At 50.8% G+C, this 19,793-nt stretch carries 17 protein-coding genes and 1 pseudogene; 13 read left to right on the top strand and 5 right to left on the bottom strand.

What is annotated here, in order from left to right; translation table 11 throughout:
• Position 1: 1 nt before the first annotated feature.
• Positions 2 to 1,339, bottom strand: coding sequence for an N-6 DNA methylase (locus tag KDM87_RS06030; RefSeq protein ID WP_230407615.1), 1,338 nt, complete (start codon positions 1,337 to 1,339; stop codon positions 2 to 4).
• A gap of 18 nt (positions 1,340 to 1,357) precedes the next feature.
• Positions 1,358 to 2,395, bottom strand: coding sequence for a DNA-binding protein (locus KDM87_RS06025; protein ID WP_186861710.1), 1,038 nt, complete (start codon positions 2,393 to 2,395; stop codon positions 1,358 to 1,360).
• 184 nt (positions 2,396 to 2,579) lie between these two features.
• On the opposite strand from KDM87_RS06025, the gene KDM87_RS06020 reads away from it, so the two are divergent.
• Together KDM87_RS06020 and KDM87_RS06015 are read left to right on the top strand one after the other, a co-directional pair.
• Positions 2,580 to 3,593, top strand: coding sequence for a site-specific integrase (locus KDM87_RS06020; RefSeq protein ID WP_212678231.1), 1,014 nt, complete (start codon positions 2,580 to 2,582; stop codon positions 3,591 to 3,593).
• Between the two features lie 501 nt (positions 3,594 to 4,094).
• Complete coding sequence (locus tag KDM87_RS06015; protein WP_212678683.1) at positions 4,095 to 4,742, top strand: site-specific integrase; 648 nt, start codon at positions 4,095 to 4,097, stop codon at positions 4,740 to 4,742.
• Positions 4,743 to 4,804: 62 nt separating this feature from the next.
• Here the strand turns inward: KDM87_RS06015 and KDM87_RS06010 are convergent.
• Together KDM87_RS06010 and KDM87_RS06005 are read right to left on the bottom strand one after the other, a co-directional pair.
• Positions 4,805 to 5,995, bottom strand: a pseudogene (locus tag KDM87_RS06010) (sigma-54 interaction domain-containing protein); the annotation flags it as partial.
• Positions 5,979 to 7,553, bottom strand: coding sequence for an HAD-IC family P-type ATPase (locus KDM87_RS06005; RefSeq protein WP_230407653.1), 1,575 nt, complete (start codon positions 7,551 to 7,553; stop codon positions 5,979 to 5,981). The gene KDM87_RS06005 and the pseudogene KDM87_RS06010, both read right to left, overlap by 17 nt.
• A gap of 43 nt (positions 7,554 to 7,596) precedes the next feature.
• On the opposite strand from KDM87_RS06005, the gene pal reads away from it, so the two are divergent.
• The 11 genes from pal (at position 7,597) to KDM87_RS05950 (ending at position 18,211) form a co-directional block, all read left to right on the top strand.
• Positions 7,597 to 8,115 carry a peptidoglycan-associated lipoprotein Pal gene (gene pal / locus KDM87_RS06000; RefSeq protein ID WP_212678229.1) on the top strand — a complete coding sequence of 173 codons (519 nt, stop codon included), beginning with the start codon at positions 7,597 to 7,599 and terminating at the stop codon, positions 8,113 to 8,115.
• 469 nt (positions 8,116 to 8,584) lie between these two features.
• On the top strand, positions 8,585 to 8,920 hold the full coding sequence (locus tag KDM87_RS05995; RefSeq protein WP_212678228.1) for a PepSY domain-containing protein: 336 nt from the start codon (positions 8,585 to 8,587) through the stop codon (positions 8,918 to 8,920).
• 54 nt (positions 8,921 to 8,974) lie between these two features.
• A complete protein-coding gene (locus KDM87_RS05990; protein WP_212678227.1) occupies positions 8,975 to 9,571 on the top strand; it encodes an undecaprenyl-diphosphatase in 597 nt (198 codons plus the stop codon).
• Positions 9,572 to 9,646: 75 nt separating this feature from the next.
• A complete protein-coding gene (locus tag KDM87_RS05985; protein WP_212678226.1) occupies positions 9,647 to 10,429 on the top strand; it encodes a COG4705 family protein in 783 nt (260 codons plus the stop codon).
• A gap of 28 nt (positions 10,430 to 10,457) precedes the next feature.
• Positions 10,458 to 10,910 (top strand): hypothetical protein, encoded by a 453-nt coding sequence (locus KDM87_RS05980; RefSeq protein WP_212678225.1) that lies wholly within the window; start codon positions 10,458 to 10,460, stop codon positions 10,908 to 10,910.
• 19 nt (positions 10,911 to 10,929) lie between these two features.
• Positions 10,930 to 11,688, top strand: a complete 759-nt coding sequence (locus KDM87_RS05975) for a COG4705 family protein (protein ID WP_212678224.1) — start codon at positions 10,930 to 10,932, stop codon at positions 11,686 to 11,688.
• A gap of 48 nt (positions 11,689 to 11,736) precedes the next feature.
• Positions 11,737 to 12,291 (top strand): cytochrome b, encoded by a 555-nt coding sequence (locus KDM87_RS05970; RefSeq protein ID WP_212678223.1) that lies wholly within the window; start codon positions 11,737 to 11,739, stop codon positions 12,289 to 12,291.
• 48 nt (positions 12,292 to 12,339) lie between these two features.
• Positions 12,340 to 13,005: a response regulator gene (locus KDM87_RS05965; protein WP_212678222.1), complete on the top strand. Its 666-nt coding sequence runs from the start codon at positions 12,340 to 12,342 to the stop codon at positions 13,003 to 13,005.
• Positions 12,981 to 14,342 carry an ATP-binding protein gene (locus KDM87_RS05960; RefSeq protein ID WP_212678221.1) on the top strand — a complete coding sequence of 454 codons (1,362 nt, stop codon included), beginning with the start codon at positions 12,981 to 12,983 and terminating at the stop codon, positions 14,340 to 14,342. The genes KDM87_RS05965 and KDM87_RS05960 overlap by 25 nt, the downstream gene beginning before the upstream one ends.
• 9 nt (positions 14,343 to 14,351) lie before the next feature.
• Positions 14,352 to 14,786, top strand: coding sequence for an EamA family transporter (locus KDM87_RS05955; protein ID WP_176805142.1), 435 nt, complete (start codon positions 14,352 to 14,354; stop codon positions 14,784 to 14,786).
• 338 nt (positions 14,787 to 15,124) lie between these two features.
• Positions 15,125 to 18,211 carry a Tn3 family transposase gene (locus tag KDM87_RS05950; RefSeq protein ID WP_212678220.1) on the top strand — a complete coding sequence of 1,029 codons (3,087 nt, stop codon included), beginning with the start codon at positions 15,125 to 15,127 and terminating at the stop codon, positions 18,209 to 18,211.
• A 304-nt stretch (positions 18,212 to 18,515) separates the two neighbouring features.
• On the opposite strand, the gene pcaF is transcribed toward KDM87_RS05950, so the two are convergent.
• The gene (gene pcaF / locus KDM87_RS05945) at positions 18,516 to 19,721 is read right to left on the bottom strand and encodes a 3-oxoadipyl-CoA thiolase (RefSeq protein ID WP_329604902.1); all 1,206 of its coding nucleotides are present in this window, start codon (positions 19,719 to 19,721) and stop codon (positions 18,516 to 18,518) included.
• Between the last annotated feature and the right edge of the window lie 72 nt (positions 19,722 to 19,793).

The following is a 19,793-nucleotide window of genomic DNA, read 5'->3' as shown; positions in this document are numbered from 1 at the left end:
ATCAAACTGAAACGGGAAAAGTAAGCAAGTCAGCCTTTGACAACTGCTTTGCGCTGACGCCGTAACAGCGGGATGCCAACCACGCTTGCCCATCAGATGAAATGAGTTGTTTAAGTATTTTTTGCTGAGCCTTTTCCGGAACTCTGATCCTATAGACGCAATCTGTTAAAACCGGATATCCACTGGCCACACCGAGAACCTTATGTTCCAGATTTCTGCCTACTCTCGCTAACAAAATGTCTCCCGGCTCCGCACAAACGATATGTCTATCCGTCGAAGCGTGGTATTGCGACTTTCCGAACTGCCGAAGGTCACACCATTCACCTGCGAGATCGACCGGCATATCGGTGGTGTGAAAAACAGGAAAATTAAATGCTCTAGTTTCTGAACTTGTCAGCGAACCTCGCTTGATGTCCAATGCAATGGAGCCAAGTGTGATGTGAGATTTTTTGGAAGAACGCGTTTTCCCTCTGTGCGCGTGATAATCAAAATCTAGGCGATCAATCGCTGCATCTACATCCACCAGGAGTTCGGAGCTCATATCGGAGCCGACATCAAATTTTTGGAGAGGGATTTGCTGGGTCGCTGCGCTGTCCTTGCTAATAACTAGGATATAAGCCTGAGCGTCGGTGCCTTGAAACGAATGCCGCGGCAATCGAATCGCCTTTCGGATAGCGTATCTTTGCAGGAGCTCTTGGCGGAACAGTCGATATTTTGATGCGGAAATCAGACTGTCCGGAACGATGATGCCCAATGTAGCGTTGGCGCTCATCAGGCGCAAGTTTTGAGCAAGGAAAAGCAACGCAGCGTCGACTTCAGATAAAACGGGCAGACAACCACTAAAGCCTGCATCTTCAACAATCTGAGCAAAACCTTTTCGCCATTTCGGAATGATAAAAGGAGGATTGCAAACTGCAGCATCGATTGAGTTAGCTCTCGCCGAGATGAGTTTCGGTAGTCGATCGCTTAGAGCGTCCGCATGAATGTGGCTGTGCTTGACACCGTGTGTAGACTTAAAAAGCTTTCGAAGGTGAGTGCGCGCCGCGGTGTCGACGTCTACGGTCAGTAGCTCGATATTTTTCCAACGCTGTAATGCTGCCCTCGATAATGTGCCGGCGCCAGCGCCCAGGTCAAGGACTCGATTTGGGGAAAGTCCTGCCATTTGATCAATTAAGAGTCCGCCAATATCCGTCTTGGTGTAGTAGCGCCCCAGGCTATCCGAGCCCTCATTTCGTTTGACAATTGCAGGTGCGATCTGAGTCATGTATGTTGTTTGATTTGCATTGATTGTCAAGATGGCTTCGATGGCCGATTGATCATTGACCTCTGGCGGAAGCATTGTTGCTATTGTACCTATTTACTGCGAAGTGCCGATACCTTTTCCGGTGGCTTCTAGTGTGGCGCAACGCTGCAAGAGCTCGATCTTTTCCTGATTCAGGCGTTCTGACAGCAATTCGGCCTTCGTCAACTGTTCCGAAAGCAGGTATGTTTCTCGCGTCCGAACGGCGAGAAGCTGCTCATTCGACGCCAGAGTGTGCTGGCTGGAGGCTTCGCGTTCAGTCGCTATTTTGCACGTCGATGACATTACCTTTAACTCATGCGCCAAGACATTCCGTTCAGAGCGCAGCAGTGCCACCTCGTCGTTTATAGTGCTATTCAGTTCCTGCAAGCGGTCGTTTTCTGCGTTCAAATGCGAAATTTGCGTTTCCTGGACTGCGAGAGTCGACTGCTGCCCGAGCAATCTCTGGTGGCTGGCGGCGAGATCAAGCTCTAACCGTGCGGTACGATGTTCATAGGCCTGCTTTTCTTCGGCGCGCTGCGCGGCGGTCGCTTCCTGATAATGATCGAATTGAGCCCGTGCCAGCGTCAACTGTTGATTGAGCGCGGCGACTTCGGCCGACCTATCCGCCAAACGAAGCTGAAGCCCGGATCGGTCGCTTTCCAGTGTCGCCAGCGATACGCTCATTACTTGTTTTTCCGATTGCAGTTTAGCGATTGCCTGATCTGCGTTTTTCACTTCTGCCGCGAGTGCATCGCTCCTTCGGGCTAGCGCCGTCTTTTCGTCCAGCAGGAGCTGTCCCTGTTTATGCATCGCTTGGAGCTCATCCCGATGGCGTTGCTGCGCCAATTCGATTTGTTGTCCCGCCTCAGCTTGCAGATGGTCGTAGACAACTTTGACCGCCTGTATCAGCGTTGCAGAGAGGCCTGCAGTAGATGCCTCGACCTGTTCCTGGTGCTCCAGTTTCCAGCGCTTCAGCATCGGTGCGATGGTACTTTTGCTGCCGGTGCCGCCCATCGCTTCGCGCACATTGTCGACCGTGACCGATTTACCCTGTTCGACCAATAAAGATGCGGCTCTAACAACATCGGAATAGAGAATGCCTGCACGCGCCATAGTGAGCCTCGGATAAGATTATGTGTTACGTATTACGTAATATAACTATATATAATGAATTAATTAAATTCAAGAAAATCATAATTCACACACTCGATAAGGTTGTTTATCGCGTGTTATTGGGCTAAGGTTTGTGCTATGCTGAAAAATCACCATTACAAAACCCAATTCTGAGCGACATCCCATGCCAGAAAATACCATCCCGGAAATTACAAGCGCTCCAAGTCAATTGGGCAAGCCGCCACAATTGCGTAACGTCGGTACGCCTTCTACTGTGGAACTGCAGGAGCATGCCACACTGCTCGCGGCCGCCACATCCGACAATACGCGCCGCGCCTACCGCTCCGCTATCCAGCACTTCCTGGCCTGGGGTGGGGCGCTGCCGGCGGATGAACCGGTCATCATCCACTACCTGCTGGCCCATGCGGCCGCGTTGAATCCCCGCACGCTGGCGCTGCGTCTGACGGCGCTGTCCCAGTGGCACGTGCATCAGGGCTTTCCGGATCCGGCATCGCTCCCGACGGTCCGTAAAACGTTGACCGGGATCTCCCGGGTCCACGGTAAGCCAAAAAAGAAGGCCAAAGCCCTGCCGGTGGAAGACTTGGAGCGCATCATCGTTGCGCTGGAGCAGTTCGACACCGTCAAAGCTAAACGCGATAGCGCGTTGCTGCAGATCGGTTTTTTTGGCGGATTCCGCCGTAGCGAGGTGGCGAGCCTGGAGGTGGAATTCATCAAATGGCAAGCGGAAGGCATCGCGATCACCTTGCCGCGCTCCAAGACGGACCAGGAGGGGGAAGGTATCGTGAAGGCTATCCCATATGGCGACGACGTCTGCTGCCCGGCAACCGCCCTCAGAACCTGGCTCGCCGCCGCCGGTATTACGTCCGGCCCGATCTTCCGCCGCGTCGATAAATGGGGCAAGATCGGTGCCGACGCACTGCATGAATCCAGCGTGAATACTATCTTGGCTGAGTGCGCCAAGCAGGCGCAGTTGGATTACGTGCCCGAGCTCAGCAGCCATAGCCTGCGCCGCGGCATGGCCACCAGTGCGCACCGCGCCGGCGCCGACTTCCGCGACATCAAGCGCCAAGGCGGCTGGCGCCATGACGGAACCGTGCAAGGCTACATTGAAGAAGCAAGCCAGTTCGAAGAGAACGCCGCTGGAAGCCTGTTGCGCCGCAATTCAGACAATCAATAGGCAATCTTCGAATCTAAAGCTGGACTATGACGATCTGATGGAGAACGGAAAATGAAGCGGGCTACTATAAAAAGAAAAGAACTACAGAAGTTAATCAGAGCCAAATACAAACAATACAAAGATCACAAAAATATCAAACTGGGTCGCGTATTCCATTTGGGCTACCTGGATGACGTCGGTTGCAACTGGAGTATTTCTATTGCCAGGGATGACGACTGGGAGGCGGCCGCTGATTTCATTCGGCCCTATATCGTTCAATTGCGCTACCGATACAGGCTGGCTAAATAATCAACGGGCCGAAAACAGGCGAGTCCCCGTTCACTAAACATGTTCGGGGCTCGCGGGGTGTTGTCTTGGCCCGGTCAGATCGAGTTGATACGAGACCGGATTGAATAAGCATATCGAGATAAGATAGCGCTGGACTAAGGAAGCAATAGCGAATCGTCCATTTAATCGGCACGTAAAAAAAATCGAAATATCTCAATTAAATCAGTGAGTTAAATACATTCCTGCGGAATTTTAAGGAATCCCGGCCGACCCTCAAATACATCTGGAGATCGCGCTGCGGAACTACGTCACACCAGAAATCGTGCCTTGCTGCTCCTCGGTTTTTGGAGGGGTTTTCGTGGCGATGAACTTACCCGCCTGCAGGTCGAGTACATTGAAGTCTCTCCCGGTCAGGGCATGAGTTTTTTCTTGCCACACACAAAAGGTGATCGCCAGAATAAAGGCGTAACATTGAAGGCGCCGGCACTAAACCATTTCTGTCCAGTCACTGCTTATACTGCATGGAAGGAGTTGGCTGGACTTGACTCTGGACCGGTATTCCGGTCAGTAAACCGCTGGGGGAAAATCGGCAATCAGGGACTTCACATGGACAGCTTGATACCACTGCTCCGCACAATATTCAAAGATGCTGGAGTAGCTGACCCTGACAATTATTCCGCTCATTCACTAAGGCGCGGATTCGCTAACTGGGCAACAGGCAATGGCTGGGATCTGAAAACGCTCATGGAGTATGTGGGCTGGAAAAGTGTGCAAAGTGCAATGCGCTATGTGGATGCTGTTGATCCATTTTTTCAGAGACAAATCGAATCCAGATTAAACCTCCCAATGGTAAAGAATATAATCTCAAAAAATCAGGGATAGCACTCTGAACTCAATCGGTGGTTCTCCGACTTTGGCGGTAGCAACCAGAGCCGGATCGGACCTCATCGGTATCCAAAAGCGCGTAATTTTCGATAGAGCGACCGTTCGCTGATACCAAGTTTCTCAGCTAACTGCGAACGAGTGCCACGATGAGCTTGTAGTTGCACCCGGAATGCTTCCTCCTCAATTTGCAGCAGTGATTGCCCTTTGCTGAGTTCTAATAACGGAAGATTTTTTATTTCATCACTCTTTTCTGAGTTTGCAGGAGTTCCAGCACTCAAGATAGAGCCGAGTGCTTGCTTTATGTGTTCTTTCTCAATCACTGTTCCATCGCATAGTAGTGTTGAACGCTCCAGAACATTGCGTAGTTCCCGGACATTGCCAGGAAACGCATGCTCTTGAAGTGTATCCAGGGCTTCTTTCGATACAGTTAAATTCCGCTTGGGGGCAAGCTTGGAGAGAAGCGCGTGAGATATTAATGGGATGTCATCTGAGCGCTCACGCAATGAGGGTAAGTGAATCGGAAAAGTGCTCAGTCGGAAATAGAGATCCTCACGGAAACTCCTTTCTTTGACCATTGCCTGTAAATCTCGGTGAGTAGCTGAAATAATACGCACATCAGAACGCCTTAACTGGGTACTGCCCACACGTCGATATGTTCCATTCTCAAGCAAACGCAATAACTTAACTTGCATAGGTAAAGGTATGTCGCCCACTTCATCCAGAAATAACGTGCCGCCACTCGCGGCTTCCACTAAGCCTGCTTTGCTGGAACTTGCTCCTGTAAAGGCACCTCGTTCATGGCCGAAAAGTTCACTTTCGAACAGAGTATCGGTCAGGCTGGCACACTCCACCACAACCAGAGGTGAGTGAGCGCGCAAACTTGATTCGTGAACTGCGCACGCCACCAACTCTTTTCCTGTACCTGACTCTCCTAATAACAGCACATTTGCCTCCGATGGCCCGACACGGGCAACCAGTTCTAACATTCGCTTAAAGGCTGGCGCACGACCAATCAGTTTTTGTACCGCTGGCTGTCCCTTGGTTAAACGCAAGGACTCCATCTTCTCAACAAAATAGGCTTGTTCCCCCTTTGCGTTGAGCAGCGGTATCAATTCGATATTGACGTATTCCTCACCCTTAGGTGTATGGTGTAAATGCAAAATCCGTTCTCGTTGACCTGATTTACTCGCAAGCGCCAATGGGCAACTCTCTCCTGACTGATCGCAAGGGGCATTAAAGTGGTGTGCCAGCCGCTTTCAAATCGCCTATACGCCCAATGTTTGATAGCCCAACTCCTGTGCCAATCTCAATTGCTACTGGTAGTGCGTCTCCTGTAAGCATCTTTACCGTAACACCGAGGTCAAGGAGTGCTGCAATGAGTTGCTTGGCATCGGAGCGTGGCGGGTCATAAAGCGACACTAGCCCAACCAAAGATGGAGCGCCTTGCTCCAAGCCGCGGGCTACCGCTAATGTACGATAGCCCTTTGTAGCCGCCGTGCTAACGCGCTGCTCCAGTGCCTCGATTTCTGGCTGACTTAGTCCGCAAGCTTCGGCTATAGTGCGGACGGCACCTTTCATCACGCGCAGTTTCTGCCCGTTTTGTTCGACCACTGCTTCAGTCCGTCGATTTTTAGCATCAAAAGGGGAGAAAGATACAGGTGTCAAAGCGGTCAGATCGTCAAAGACGCGGCGCTCTTTGGCTATGGCAATGAATGCCTGATCAATGGGATCTTGATTGGCCTCTTGTGACGCGAGAGCACCTGCGAACAACACATCCGCTTCCGTAGCCGCCTCTAATGGAATTACATCAGTAACGGCAAGTTGGTTCATCGTGATGGTGCCGGTCTTATCGACACAGAGTATGCCCATCGTCGCAGCATCTTCGGCGGCACTTAGACGCGTGACCAGCACGCCATGCTTTGCCAACTCCTTCGATCCAAGAGCCATACTGACCGTGAACATGACAGGGAGCGCGACCGGTACGGCACTCATCAGCAAAACAAGCATGAGTGGGATCATTTCGATCATTGGTACGCCGCGATTCACCGACAGCGCAACTACTACTCCTAGCAGAACACCGACAATGACAAAGAGCCAGCGGACAATCTTGGTCACGACTGCTTCGATGTGAAGTTTCGGGCGTGCCACCTGCACAAGTTCAGTTGTGCGTCCAAAATAAGTCTTCGCCCCGGTCAGAATCACCACGCCGCTGCCTTCCCCTCGACGGGCGACAGCACCCGATGACAGAATATCGCCGGGTGCCTTGTCAGCATCTTGGGATTCGCCTGTGAGTGCCGACTGGTCCAAACTCAGTGCTCCGGTGAGAAGCTTCACGTCTGCTGGAATAACGTCGCCGGATCGAACACGAACAATATCGCCGGGTACCAGCTCACGAGCCGGGACAATCTGCCAGATTGCGTCGCGACGTACTCGAGCGCTGACCTGCAATTGTTTTCGAAGCGCCTCAACAACGCCTTCGGCACGGTGCTCCTGCATAAAGCCCAGCACGGCATTGACAACCAGTAACGCCCCTACCACGACCAGATCAGAATAATTGCCGCGTACTACGGACAACACCATAATCAATTCAAGCATCCATGCAGAGATTCCCCAAAATTTTCCGAGGAATTTTAAAACTGGGCGTTTTGCTTTTTCCGCGACTTCGTTATAGCCGTCCTGATCGCGACGAGCATTCACGTCATCACGGGCTAGCCCGGTGTCTGGATTCACATGGAGAGCAGCGAGCGTATCGGTAATCGATGCTGTACCGAAGTCAGGGGTATTGGCAGATACTGGATCTTTTTTCATGATGAATTTCTCTTTGCCATTGCCAATCTTAGGGAAATTACAAATGAACATTGCTAAATCGCTCGCTTGCATAGGTGCTGTCGGATTTTTGTTATCGGCTTGCAGCAGCACACCAACTAAACCTGTTGAGCAAAAGCCTGTGCCTACCCCAATGGCTGCCAAGCCAGTAGCAACTGCTCCTGCACAGGCATTGATTCCTGAATATCTCGATCCAAATAGCCCGATTTTTAAAGAACGCAGCGTCTACTTCGACTTCGATAATTACACGGTAAAAAGTGACTACACTGCATTGATCGAGCGTCAAGGTAAGTATTTGGCGACACACCCTCAACTGTCTATAAAAGTGGAAGGTAATGCCGATGAACGCGGCGGTGCCGAATACAATCTTGCACTTGGACAGAAACGTGCGGAAGCAGTCGTTCGTGCACTCAAAGTTTACGGTGTGAAAGAGTCGCAAATGGAAGCTATCAGTTGGGGTAAGGAAAAACCGAAAGCCAGCGGCCATGACGAAGCAGCTTGGGCACAAAACCGTCGTGTCGATCTGTCGTATCCGCAAAAATAATTAGCATCTGGATAGTTCGTGTATGAAAATTGATAGCCGGCTTAGCTTAACTGGCGGCTATCATCGCAAATCAGCCAACGGCGTATTGGCAGCAAGTTCATCCGCTCGCAATGCTGCGATAAGTTTCTCAGATTTTTCTCAGCACGTATGGTCAACCTAAACAGGCTTGGCGCTCAATAGACACCAGCGACTATACTTGTTCGCCGATGTTTTTTTTCTTCAGAACAAGCGATGCTGAGAAAATTTTTAACAGCCTTGATATTATCCATATCTTAAACACGCTGAGCACTTGGGCTCTACGGAATGTGACATCTGCAGATGAAAATCTGTAGCTGACTGTCGCTATTGGGGCGTCTCAAAAAACAAAATAAAGCACGCTAAGCTATTTTAGAGCGGCTCAGTGCCAGCTAAGTCAGCTTCCGTAATCTCTCCATTGCGCAAATACCTGCGTTCTTTTTGGAGAAACACCATGAATCGCTACAGCAAAATTTCTCTCCTGGCAACAGCCATTGCCGCTGTGGGCACCGTTGCCTATGCCGCCCAAGGCAGCATGGAAAACGATGTCATGGCCATCACGAAGGCCAAAATCCCGATGACTCAGGCTGTCACCACTGCCGAGCAACACGCCAACGGCAAGGCCGCACGCGCGGAGTACGAGAACTCGAAACAGGGCTGGGTCTACGACGTGGAGGTCGTCAGTGGGTCCAAAGTCTTCGATGTGAGGGTCGATGCCGACAAAGGCACGGTCATTTCGTCCGCCGAAGACAAAGCGGATCGCGATGACGACCACGACAAGCAAGACTAACTACGCCAACAAGGCCGGGTCGCCCCAGTTGGGTGATTCGGCCCCGGAGACCACATGGAAGACCTCAATCACGCACTATTTCTCTGGCTTAATGCACCAGGGCACCCCAGCACACTGGTACTGGCCATCGCCACTTTTTTCGCTGAGTACGCCATTTGCGCGCTTCCGGTCATCATCGGATTCGGTTGGCTACGCGGAAACGAACATACCCGCAAGGTTTTGCTCGAAGCGACCGCGTCCGGTCTGGCTGGTTTGCTCATCAACCAGATCATCGGACTGGTTTGGCAACATCCACGTCCTTTCATGATCAGTCTGGGGCACACCCTAATTCCCCATGCGGCGGATTCTTCGTTCCCGAGCGACCATTTGACGCTCCTATGGGCCGTCGCTTTTAGTTTTCTGATGCACCGCAGCCCGCGCCTGGTGGGAATGGCGCTTGCATCGCTGGGATTACCTGTTGCATGGGCGCGCATTTATCTCGGCGTTCATTTTCCGCTAGACATGGTTGGCGCGGCCTTGGTCGCCTGGCTGAGTGCCTGGCTGGCGTTTCGTGAGATGCGCGTATTTCTGCCTGCCACTTACCGCCTTGCCCTCAGCGTTCATCGAGTCATTTTCGGAAAACTCATCCAAATTGGATGGGTGCGCAAATGACGAGCCTATGGCTGGCCTAAGTTTGGCCGGTCAGACTTATCCCAAGAACAAACCACCTTTGCAGGAGATAACCTTATGAATACGCTGACCACGCCTTCCGCATCAAACTGGCTCAATAAAGTCCCTGAAGTAACGCTGTCATTCTGGGTTATCAAGATCATGTCCACGACAGTCGGAGAAACCGGAGCCGACTATCTGGCTGTCAATGCAGGCTTCGGCCAAGGCATGACTCGTACAGTGATGAGCGCACTGTTGGCAGTTACCCTATTCATGCAACTGCGCACGCGGCGCTACACGCCCTGGATTTACTGGCTTACTGTCGTGCTTGTCAGCGTGGTGGGCACCCAGATTACTGACCTACTCACCGATGGGTTAGGGATTAGCCTGTATGTCAGCACGTCAGCATTTGCCGTGGCGCTTGCGGGAATTTTTGCGGTTTGGTTTTGGGTGGAACGCAGCTTGTCTATCCATGAGATTTTAACGCGACGTAGGGAGTTGTTTTACTGGTCGGCCATTCTCTGCACATTTGCATTGGGTACCGCGGCAGGTGACTTGGCGACTGAAGCGCTTGGCCTGGGCTTTACGTGGGGAGCTGTGTTGTTCGGAACACTGATCGCTTTAACCTATGCGGCATTCCGCTTAGGCGGTAACGCCGTTCTGACTTTTTGGATTGGCTACATCCTGACGCGCCCCTTCGGTGCAGCGCTCGGTGACCTGCTGACCCAGGCCAAAACTTATGGCGGCCTTGGCATGGGTGCCATGTGGACCAGCGCTTTGTTCCTGACAGTGATTGTGATGTTGGTCGCCGTCGCGCAGTTCAGCATTGGCGGCCGCATGAATGCACAAGTAGCCGAATAACCTCTACTCAATAACTTAAGGAAAAATCATGCGCCATTTGAATTTGCTAACCCGCCCTATTGCAGCAATATCGGTTATCGCTCTCTTAGCCCTTGCGGCTGGATGTTCAAAGTCCACCGACACCGGTACCGCAGGCTCTGGAGCAATAGCGACAAGTCAGACCACCTCTTCGCAGCAGGCAAAGGCCGCGTCCAAATTGGGGGACTTATCTGCATTTCGGAACATCGCCGCAGACGTTGCCGCTATCGTGGATAAGGGCGATCTAGCAGCAGCAAAGACACGGATCAAGGACTTGGAGGTCGCATGGGACTCGGCGGAGGCAGGCTTGAAGCCTCGTGCAGCGGATGACTGGCACAGGCTCGACAAGGCCATTGATCCCGCCCTTAGTGCGTTGCGTGCAGATGCCCCCAATCAAACCGACTGCAAAAAGGCGATGGCTGATCTACTGAGCACTTTCGACTCGCTACAAGCGAAGCTCTGACCAGAGAAAACGAATCAATATGAATACTTCAGTAGAAAATGCCCAGAGCAAAGTCCCAGAGGTCACTCTCGTTTTTTGGATCATCAAGATTACGGCCACCACACTCGGTGAAACAGGTGGCGATGCCGTTTCGATGTCGATGAATTTGGGCTACTTGATTGGTACGGTTATTTTTTCAGCCGTATTTTTGGCTGCGGTCTTTGCGCAAATCAAGGCCAAGACCTTCCAGCCATTCCTTTACTGGGCTACCATCATTGCAACCACCACGGTCGGCACAACACTGGCTGATTATGCTGACCGATCCCTCGGTATTGGGTACGCGGGTGGCTCGACCTTGCTTATGGCTTTGTTGTTCGGTTCACTATTTATATGGCATCGAACGCTAGGCTCAGTTTCTGTTAGCACGGTCAGTTCGTCGAAGGCCGAGATGTTCTATTGGGTGACCATCATGTTCTCCCAGACTTTGGGAACGGCACTGGGCGATTGGACGGCGGATACGGCAGAATTGGGTTACACCGGCGGCGCCATTGTGTTCAGCGGGCTTTTGGCCTTGGTCGTTGCAGCTTACTATTGGACAAATGTGTCGCGAACCCTACTTTTTTGGGCCGCATTCATTTTGACCCGGCCTCTTGGAGCCGTGGTGGGGGATTTTCTGGATAAGCCGCTCAGTGCAGGCGGACTGGCCCTAAGTCGTTATTCAGCATCGGCAGCGCTTTTTGCTTTCATGCTCACTGCTATCTTATTGTTCAAGCAACGTGCCGCTAGAACCGCGCATTGAGTATTCGAACCACAAATAGCTACTAACAACCTTAAAATCCAGTCAAACATGAAAAATAACGTTTTTTCCCAATACGACAAACTGAGTAAAGCCTTCCATTGGGTTACCGCAATCATTGTTGTCATTGCATTCATTTTGGGACCCGGTGATTTTGGGCGTTTGCTGGATGAAGGTATTGACCCGGGTACAAGAATTGACATCATATGGCACGAGTCTTTGGGCATTGCCGTATTCACGCTCACACTTCTGCGCTTGGTCTGGGTTACGGTGCGACCAGTTGCCCCTCGGCCCCAGATGACTGCATGGATGCGACTTCTGTCGCAACTGGTGCACCTCGTATTGTGGTTTTTGCTTTTTGCGTTACCTATTACTGCTTTGCTCGCTCTGGGGACGGAGGGACACCCGTTAACGTTGCTGGGTGGGTTTCGGATTAACGAAATGCCTTTCATAGCAAACGCCCATTTGTCTGGTCTTGCCGATTGGGGCGAAGTACACAAATTTCTTGGCGATGTCATCATGTGGTTAGCGGGAATTCATGCGCTAGCTGCGGTGTATCACCACGTCAATCTGAAGGATGGAGTCCTCAAATCAATGTTACCTTGAAGATGGAATGTATCTAGGACGGGGTATGGGGCAATAATAGGAGGAGGAATGCGAGTATTGCTGATCGAAGACGACGCCATGATTGGCGAAGCCATCCAAGGGGCACTGAAAGACGCTTCATACGCTGCCGACTGGGTAAAGAACGGTCTAACTGCCCTCACGACACTGGCTTGCCAGCACTATGACCTGGTGTTGCTTGATCTCGGTCTTCCTGGTAAGGACGGGTTGGAGGTGCTGACCAGCATTCGAGCCAAAGACAATCCGGTTCCACTGCTCATCATCACCGCACGCGATGGCCTCGATGATCGACTGCGCGGCCTGGATGGCGGGGCCGATGATTATTTGCTCAAGCCTTTTGAGATGGCCGAACTGCTGGCGCGCATACGCGCGGTGCTGCGACGTAAGGGCGGGAACGCAACGTCTGTTCTCAGCAACGGTATCGTGTCGCTTGATCCGGCCACGCGGGAGGCTGCGGTCAACGATAGTGCCTTGGTGCAACTCTCCAATCGTGAGTTTGCCTTGTTGCAAGCCTTGTTGGTACGCCCCGGAGCCATTCTCTCGCGCAGCGATCTGGAGGACCGTATCTATGGATGGGGCGAAGAGGTCGAGAGCAACGCAGTCGAATTCCTGATCCATGCACTACGGCGCAAACTGGGCAGCGAAGTCATCAAGAATGTCAGGGGGGCTGGATGGATGGTTTCAAAAAACGCTTGAACGAATCGGTTCAGCTCAAGCTGTCATTTTCGCTGTCGCTGTCCATTTTGGTCATTGCGGTGGTTGCGGGCATTTTTTCCTTCGTATCAGCATTCGAGGAAGCTCACGAGCTGCAAGACGATATGTTGCGCCAAATAGCGGCGCTGTTTGATCGGCAACACCTCCCGCTTGCACATCTTGGAAAAGGTGTCCTCGGTAAAGACAGCGATGAAGAGTCCCGTGTCATCGTCCAAAATCTTGCAGATAGCAGCAAGGCGGCTGGGAAAGGCGATTCCGGAGTTTTGCTGCCACTACCGATGACCCAACCTGATGGTCTGCATACGATTGAAGTCAACGGCGAGCCGTTCCGCGTGTTTGTCAAAACGACGTCCAGTGGCGAGCGGATCGCAGTGGCGCAAGAAACCGGCGTCCGTGATGAACTTGCACGCGACAGTGCCTTGCGAACCTTGATGCCGTTTCTGATCCTGGTTCCTATCCTGCTTTTGATCGTGGCTGACCTTGTGCGCAAGATGTTCCGGCCCATCGCTTCTTTATCGGCTGAAATTGACCAACGCGCCGAACAAGAATTACATCCCGTTCAGGAGAGTCATCTTCCCGCTGAAGTGCGCCCATTCGTGGTGGCGATCAACCGTCTACTGGCTCGCGTTGACCAGTCGATGGAAACACAGCGCCGTTTTGTCGCGGATGCGGCGCATGAGCTTCGGTCCCCGTTGACCGCCTTGTCACTGCAAGCGGAGCGACTGGATCAGGCGGATATGTCTGACCTCGCGCGTGAGCGTCTCATGACACTTCGCCGAGGCATAGAGCGCGGACGAAATCTACTGGATCAACTTCTCACCTTGGCCAAGGCTCAGGCTGCGCTCGACCGACCCAAGTCGTCTGTATCGGTGCAGCAAATCTATCGCCGCGTGCTGGAAGACCTTATGCCGCTGGCCGAGGACAAGCACATCGACATTGGCGTCGAAGGAGAGCAAGACGCCCAACTCTGGGTGAACGAACTGGATGTAATTGCTGTAGTCAAAAACTTAGTCGATAACGCCATTCGCTACACGCCGGATGGTGGCAGGGTTGATCTTTCTGTCACCACGGAGGAAGGCCGCGCAATACTGAAAATCCAAGACTCAGGGGCAGGGATTCAAGTCACTGAGCGAGAGCGCGTGTTTGATCCGTTCTATCGCACTCTTGGCAGCGATCAAGTCGGGTCAGGTCTGGGGCTTTCCATCGTCAAGGCGATCACTGACCGGATTGGTGCTGAAATTCAACTAGGGTTCACAGATGAAGTGAGACAATCGGGTCTGTGTGTTCGTGTCTACTTCCCACTTACTAAACCACTTTAAGGAATATAGATGATGTCACTAAACGGCTGGTTCTATTGGGCAATTCTGTCCGCCGTTTTTGCGGCACTGACAGCCATTTTTGCCAAAATTGGCATTCAGGGCGTCGATTCCGATCTGGCCACCTTGATCCGAACGGCAATCATCATAGTCGTGCTGTCGGTGTTCGTGGCTTACACGGGCAAGTGGTCCAACCCCTTTGAGCTTTCATCGAAGACATGGTTGTTCCTTGGGTTATCCGGTCTGGCCACTGGCGCGTCGTGGGTATGTTATTTCCGGGCACTCAAGATAGGAGAAGCCTCAAAGGTTGCACCAGTCGACAAACTCAGTCTCGTTCTGGTGGCTGTATTTGCGTTCGCGTTCCTGGGAGAGAGGCCGTCGTTTCGCGAATGGTCAGGTATTGCGATGGTCGCAGGTGGAGTGCTTTTGTTAGCTTTTAAGCGTTGATGCGTCAAATTGAGCTCCTTTCCCGTTGTCAGGTGCGATGTGCAAATTCACCAGATAGAATGTTATGTCTTGGAATATCTTTACCGAATCGGATTACCGATCCTTAGAGGGGATTAAAGGCTATAAACTTGATTCCGTTGGAAAAAGAAGCGACATGGATACCAGACTCCATATCAGTAAATAAGACCATTGATACATTCCCGCAGTATTAATTGAATTGCCCTCGCTCAGATCAAATATTTATACTAGAACATCATTTTTGTTTCATCATTGACAAATGATTCCGAGAAAGGCAATGTTGATATTCTTAAACGATGACATCTGTGCACTTTCCATAAATGGCCTCCGAATCCCATCGCCTATCGATCTTAAGCGACGACGAGATCGAGGATTTATATGGACTACCGCGCTTTACCGACGATGACCGCCAGCTCTATTTCGATTTAAGTTCTGTAGAAAAGGCCGCGGCGGATGATATCCGCAGAGCGTCCGTTGCAGCCCACTTGATACTGGAACTGGGTTACTTCAAAGCAAAGCGCCAATTTTTTGCGCTTGACCTGTCTGAGGTTGAAAATGACCTTCTCTACATCATCAAAACGTATTTTCCTGAGCGTACGATTGATGATATCCGCGCGCCATCGCGGCCTACGAGAGGCTTGCTGCAAAAGACAGTATTAGAACTCTTTGATTACCGGTTGTGCGGTACAAAGGAAAGAAGCGAAATCGAAGCGAAGGCTGAACGTTTTGCAATGCTCTCAACTCAACCGATTTTTATCCTCAGGGAAATACTCCAGCAACTGTCGATCAATAGAGTCGTAGCTCCGTCGTATTCGTCGCTTCAAGATATTGTCGGAAAGGCGGTATCAGGCGAACGTGCCCGCATCACTGGATTACTAACGGAGGCGCTGACACCAGAAATTCGTAAGAAGCTGGCTGCACTTCTGGAAGCTGATGAACAGATCTACACCATCAGTGCATTGAGACGGGAAGCAAAGGATTTTTCCTATGGAGAATTACGCAGGGAAGTTGCACGTCGCGAATTTTTCGAGCCATTACACGAATTTGCGGCGACGTTTCTTTCTTCTGCAGGCTTATCGCAAGAGAGCAGCAGATATTATGCGTCGATGGTTAGTTACTATACTGTTTATAAACTGCAGCGAATGCAACGGCAGACCGCGCAACTCTTTCTCTTGTGTTTTGCATACCAACGCTTTCGTCAAATTAACGACAATCTGACAGACGCTTTCATCCATTTAGTGCACCAATACTCAAGGCAAGCCAAATCGCATGCTGAGGCGGCGATGCAGCAGGCACTGGAAGACGCACTGAAAAATCTCCAGGCAGCAGGAAAGGTTCTGAGCCTTTTTGTCGATGATACTATCTCGCATGACGCACCATTTTCTGAGATTAAAGATAAAGCTTTTTCGTTGTTAGATCGTGAGCAATTTCCTATTGTCTCCGACTATATGCGCCGGATTGCCTTCGATAAATCAGCTTTTGAATGGGCGTACTACGGGACGCTGTCGCGGACATTCAAGCAGAATCTACGTCACCTGTTTGCTGTGCTCGACTTCGCAGGGCGTGTCGAGAATGCTCCACTGATCAATGCCGTCAACCATCTGCAAGACTTGTTCAGGCGGGACAAGCATCCGGGGAAAATAAACCCTGCGTCGCTCCCATCCGACCTGATTCCTAAGCACCTTCAAAAATATCTATACGTTCCCTCTGAAGTAGATCGCCGTCGCAAAGTGATTGAACCTGACCGCTTTGAATTTTTGGTCTACCGGATGCTTCGCAACGCGCTGGAAGCTGGTGACGTTTTTGTTCAGAAGAGCACCGAATACCGGCGTTTTGAAGATGATTTGATCAACGACGAAAAATGGGAAAACAGCCAGAAGATTATTGAGGAACTGAATTTACCACTTTTATCAGCACCAATCGAAGATACTTTAGCAGCTTTTCAAGACTCAATCGAGTCGCTCCTGGAAAGAGTCAATCAGCGGATCAGCGAAGGGGAAAATAAGCATATCAAATTTCGGGGCAATGGTGAGAAGCGCCGTTGGAGGCTTTTGTATCCTACATCGGAGGAGCCTATCAACAGTCCATTTTTTACCCAGCTCCCTGGTATTGGGATTGCAGATCTGCTGTGGTTCGTCGCTGGCGAGACATCTTTTCTAAATGGATTTACGCACGTCTTGGACAGGTACGTTAAATATGATCCAGACCCCAAGGAAATCCTTGCCTGCGTAGTGGCAATGGGCACGAATATGGGACTCGGAAAAATGGCAGAAGTCTCCGGTATACCGTACTCATCACTAACATCGAGTTCGCGCAACTTCCTCCGGCAAGAAACATTGAGAGCAGCCAATGACGCCATCATCAATGCGATTGCCCAGTTACCAGCATTTCATCTTTTTGATATTGAGGATGCGATGCACTCAAGCTCTGACGGACAACGCATAGAGACGCAGATTGAAACACTAAATGCCCGCCATTCACCCAAATATTTTGGATTACAAAAGGGCGTCAGTAGCCTGACATTGGTCGCCAACCATGTCCCCGTGAATGCCAAGGTCATTGGTACTCATGAGCATGAAAGTCACTACGTCTTTGATTTGCTTTATAACAATACTTCTGATATTAGGCCGGAACGCCATTCGACCGATACACATGGAACTAACCAAGTTAATTTCATTATCTTGCGTACTTTTGAACATGAGTTTGCTCCCCGATACAAGAATTTCACTAAAAAAGCAGAATCAATCATTAGCTTTCAACATCCAAACCATTACTTAGATGTGTGGATCAAACCCTGCCGGAGAGTGAATGACGAGCTCATCATCAAAGAATGGCCGAATATCCAACGCATCCTTGTATCACTTGCGCAAAAGGACGTAACCCAGTCAACAATCGTGAGGAAGCTATCAAGTTATACCCGCCAGAATTCGACCAAACGGGCACTATGGGAGCTTGATCACCTATGTTTTACCGAATATGTGTTGAAATATATTGATGACCCGAAACTACGGCAAGGCGTGCAAAAGGCACTGAACCGGGGCGAGGCATATCATAAATTCAGACGAGCAGTTGCATTCGTCAACGGTGGCAAGTTTAGGGTTAGAACTGAAGAAGAACAGCATAATTGGAACGAATGTTCGCGCCTGATTGCAAATGCAGTCATTTACTACAACACTCTAATTTTGTCCCGGGTCTACGAACAGAAGTTAAGGTCAGGGGATGACACGGCGATTGAAATGATGCGCAGGATCTCGCCGGTTGCCTGGCAGCATATCAATCTGTTTGGAACTTTTGAGTTCACACCGAGCGGCTCTAAGCTGGACATCGAAGCGTTGGCCGAATTGTATCTGGACCCGGCATATTGGCTTAACACTACAAAAGATAGCGAAGACGTCCCACCACGATGACAGAATATTCCCCCAAAAATGTAAAAGGAGCGGTATGTGGCAGTCTAAAAATGTTGAAAAATGGAACTCAGCGAATTGATCAATAGTGATTTTTAACGCTAACTTTACATTTTTGGGGGTTGGGCAAACTTAACCAAAATCAAATTTACGGATATCGAGTATTCGTTAATTGAATAACTCTGAGCTTTGTTCTCACGTAAATAGACTGTCATAATTTCGCATAATTTATATTATGTCAAATTAACATTTGAAATTGAACAGTGAACAACACCTCTCTGCGAATGCAAAAAGGCGCTCTTCAGTTTCATACGCGTTCTATGATCATGGCGATGCCTTGTCCGACACCGATGCACATACTGCATAACGCGTAGCGTCCCTTAGTACGGTGCAACTGATACATTGCGGTCGTTACCAGTCGTGCGCCAGAAGCCCCCAATGGATGGCCCAATGCAATCGCGCCACCATTGGGATTCACGTGTGCCGCGTTATCCGGCAAACCCAGATCACGCATGACCGCCAGCGCTTGTGCTGCAAAGGCTTCATTGAGTTCGATCACATCCATCTGATCCAATGACAGATTTGCTTTTGCCAGCACTTTCCGGATTGCTGGTGCCGGGCCAAAACCCATAATGCGCGGAGCTACCCCGGCAGACGCTACTGCAATGATGCGCGCTTTAGGTGTCAGGCCGAATTGCGTAATTCCTGTATCCGAAGCCAGTAACAGCGCACACGAACCATCATTCACGCCGGAAGCGTTTCCTGCAGTAACAGAGCCATCGGTACGTACCACGCCTTTCAGCTTTGCCAATGCCTCCAGGCTGGTCACACGCGGATGTTCATCCTGACTGAAAATAACAGGATCGCCTTTACGTTGCGGCAAAGTGACCGGAATAATTTCTTCTTCAAATATGCCATTTTTTTGTGCCTGTGCTGTGCGCAGCTGGCTCGACAGCGCAAACAGATCCTGATCGGCACGTGAAATACCAAATTCCTCAGCAACGTTTTCTGCGGTTTCCGGCATGGAATCAACGCCATGCAGGGACTTCATCAAAGGATTGATGAAACGCCAGCCTATGGTGGTATCTTCTATTTTTGCTGCACGCGAAAAGGCGCTGTCTGCCTTGCCCATCACAAAAGGCGCACGCGACATGCTTTCGACGCCGCCAGCAATCATCAGGTCGCAACTGCCGCTCTTTAATGCATTCGCTGCAACGCCCAGCGCATCCAGACTGGAACCGCACAAGCGGTTAATCGTACTGCCCGGCACTTCCACTGGCAAGCCCGCTAACAGGCTTGCCATGCGTGCGACATTGCGGTTGTCTTCACCGGCCTGATTCGCGCAACCGTAGATCACGTCATCCACCCTGCTCCATTCCAGAGACGGGTGGCGACTGATCAGTGCTTTGATTGGCAGGGCTGCCAGATCATCTGTTCTGACACCGGACAAAGCGCCGCCGTAGCGGCCAAACGGGGTACGTACTGCATCACAAATAAACGCGTTTTTCATCATCTTTCCATCATCTCCAAAAACAGTCTGGCCATTTGTATTTATATGTTCATTCAGGCACTAAGCGCGGATGTT

The organism is Cognatundibacterium rivi (genome assembly GCF_018139565.1).
In the GTDB taxonomy this organism is placed as follows: Bacteria; Pseudomonadota; Gammaproteobacteria; order Burkholderiales; family Burkholderiaceae_D; genus Undibacterium; species Undibacterium rivi.
The sequence above is the reverse complement of the archived record's forward strand: the minus strand, read 5'-3'. Positions and strand labels throughout refer to the sequence as shown.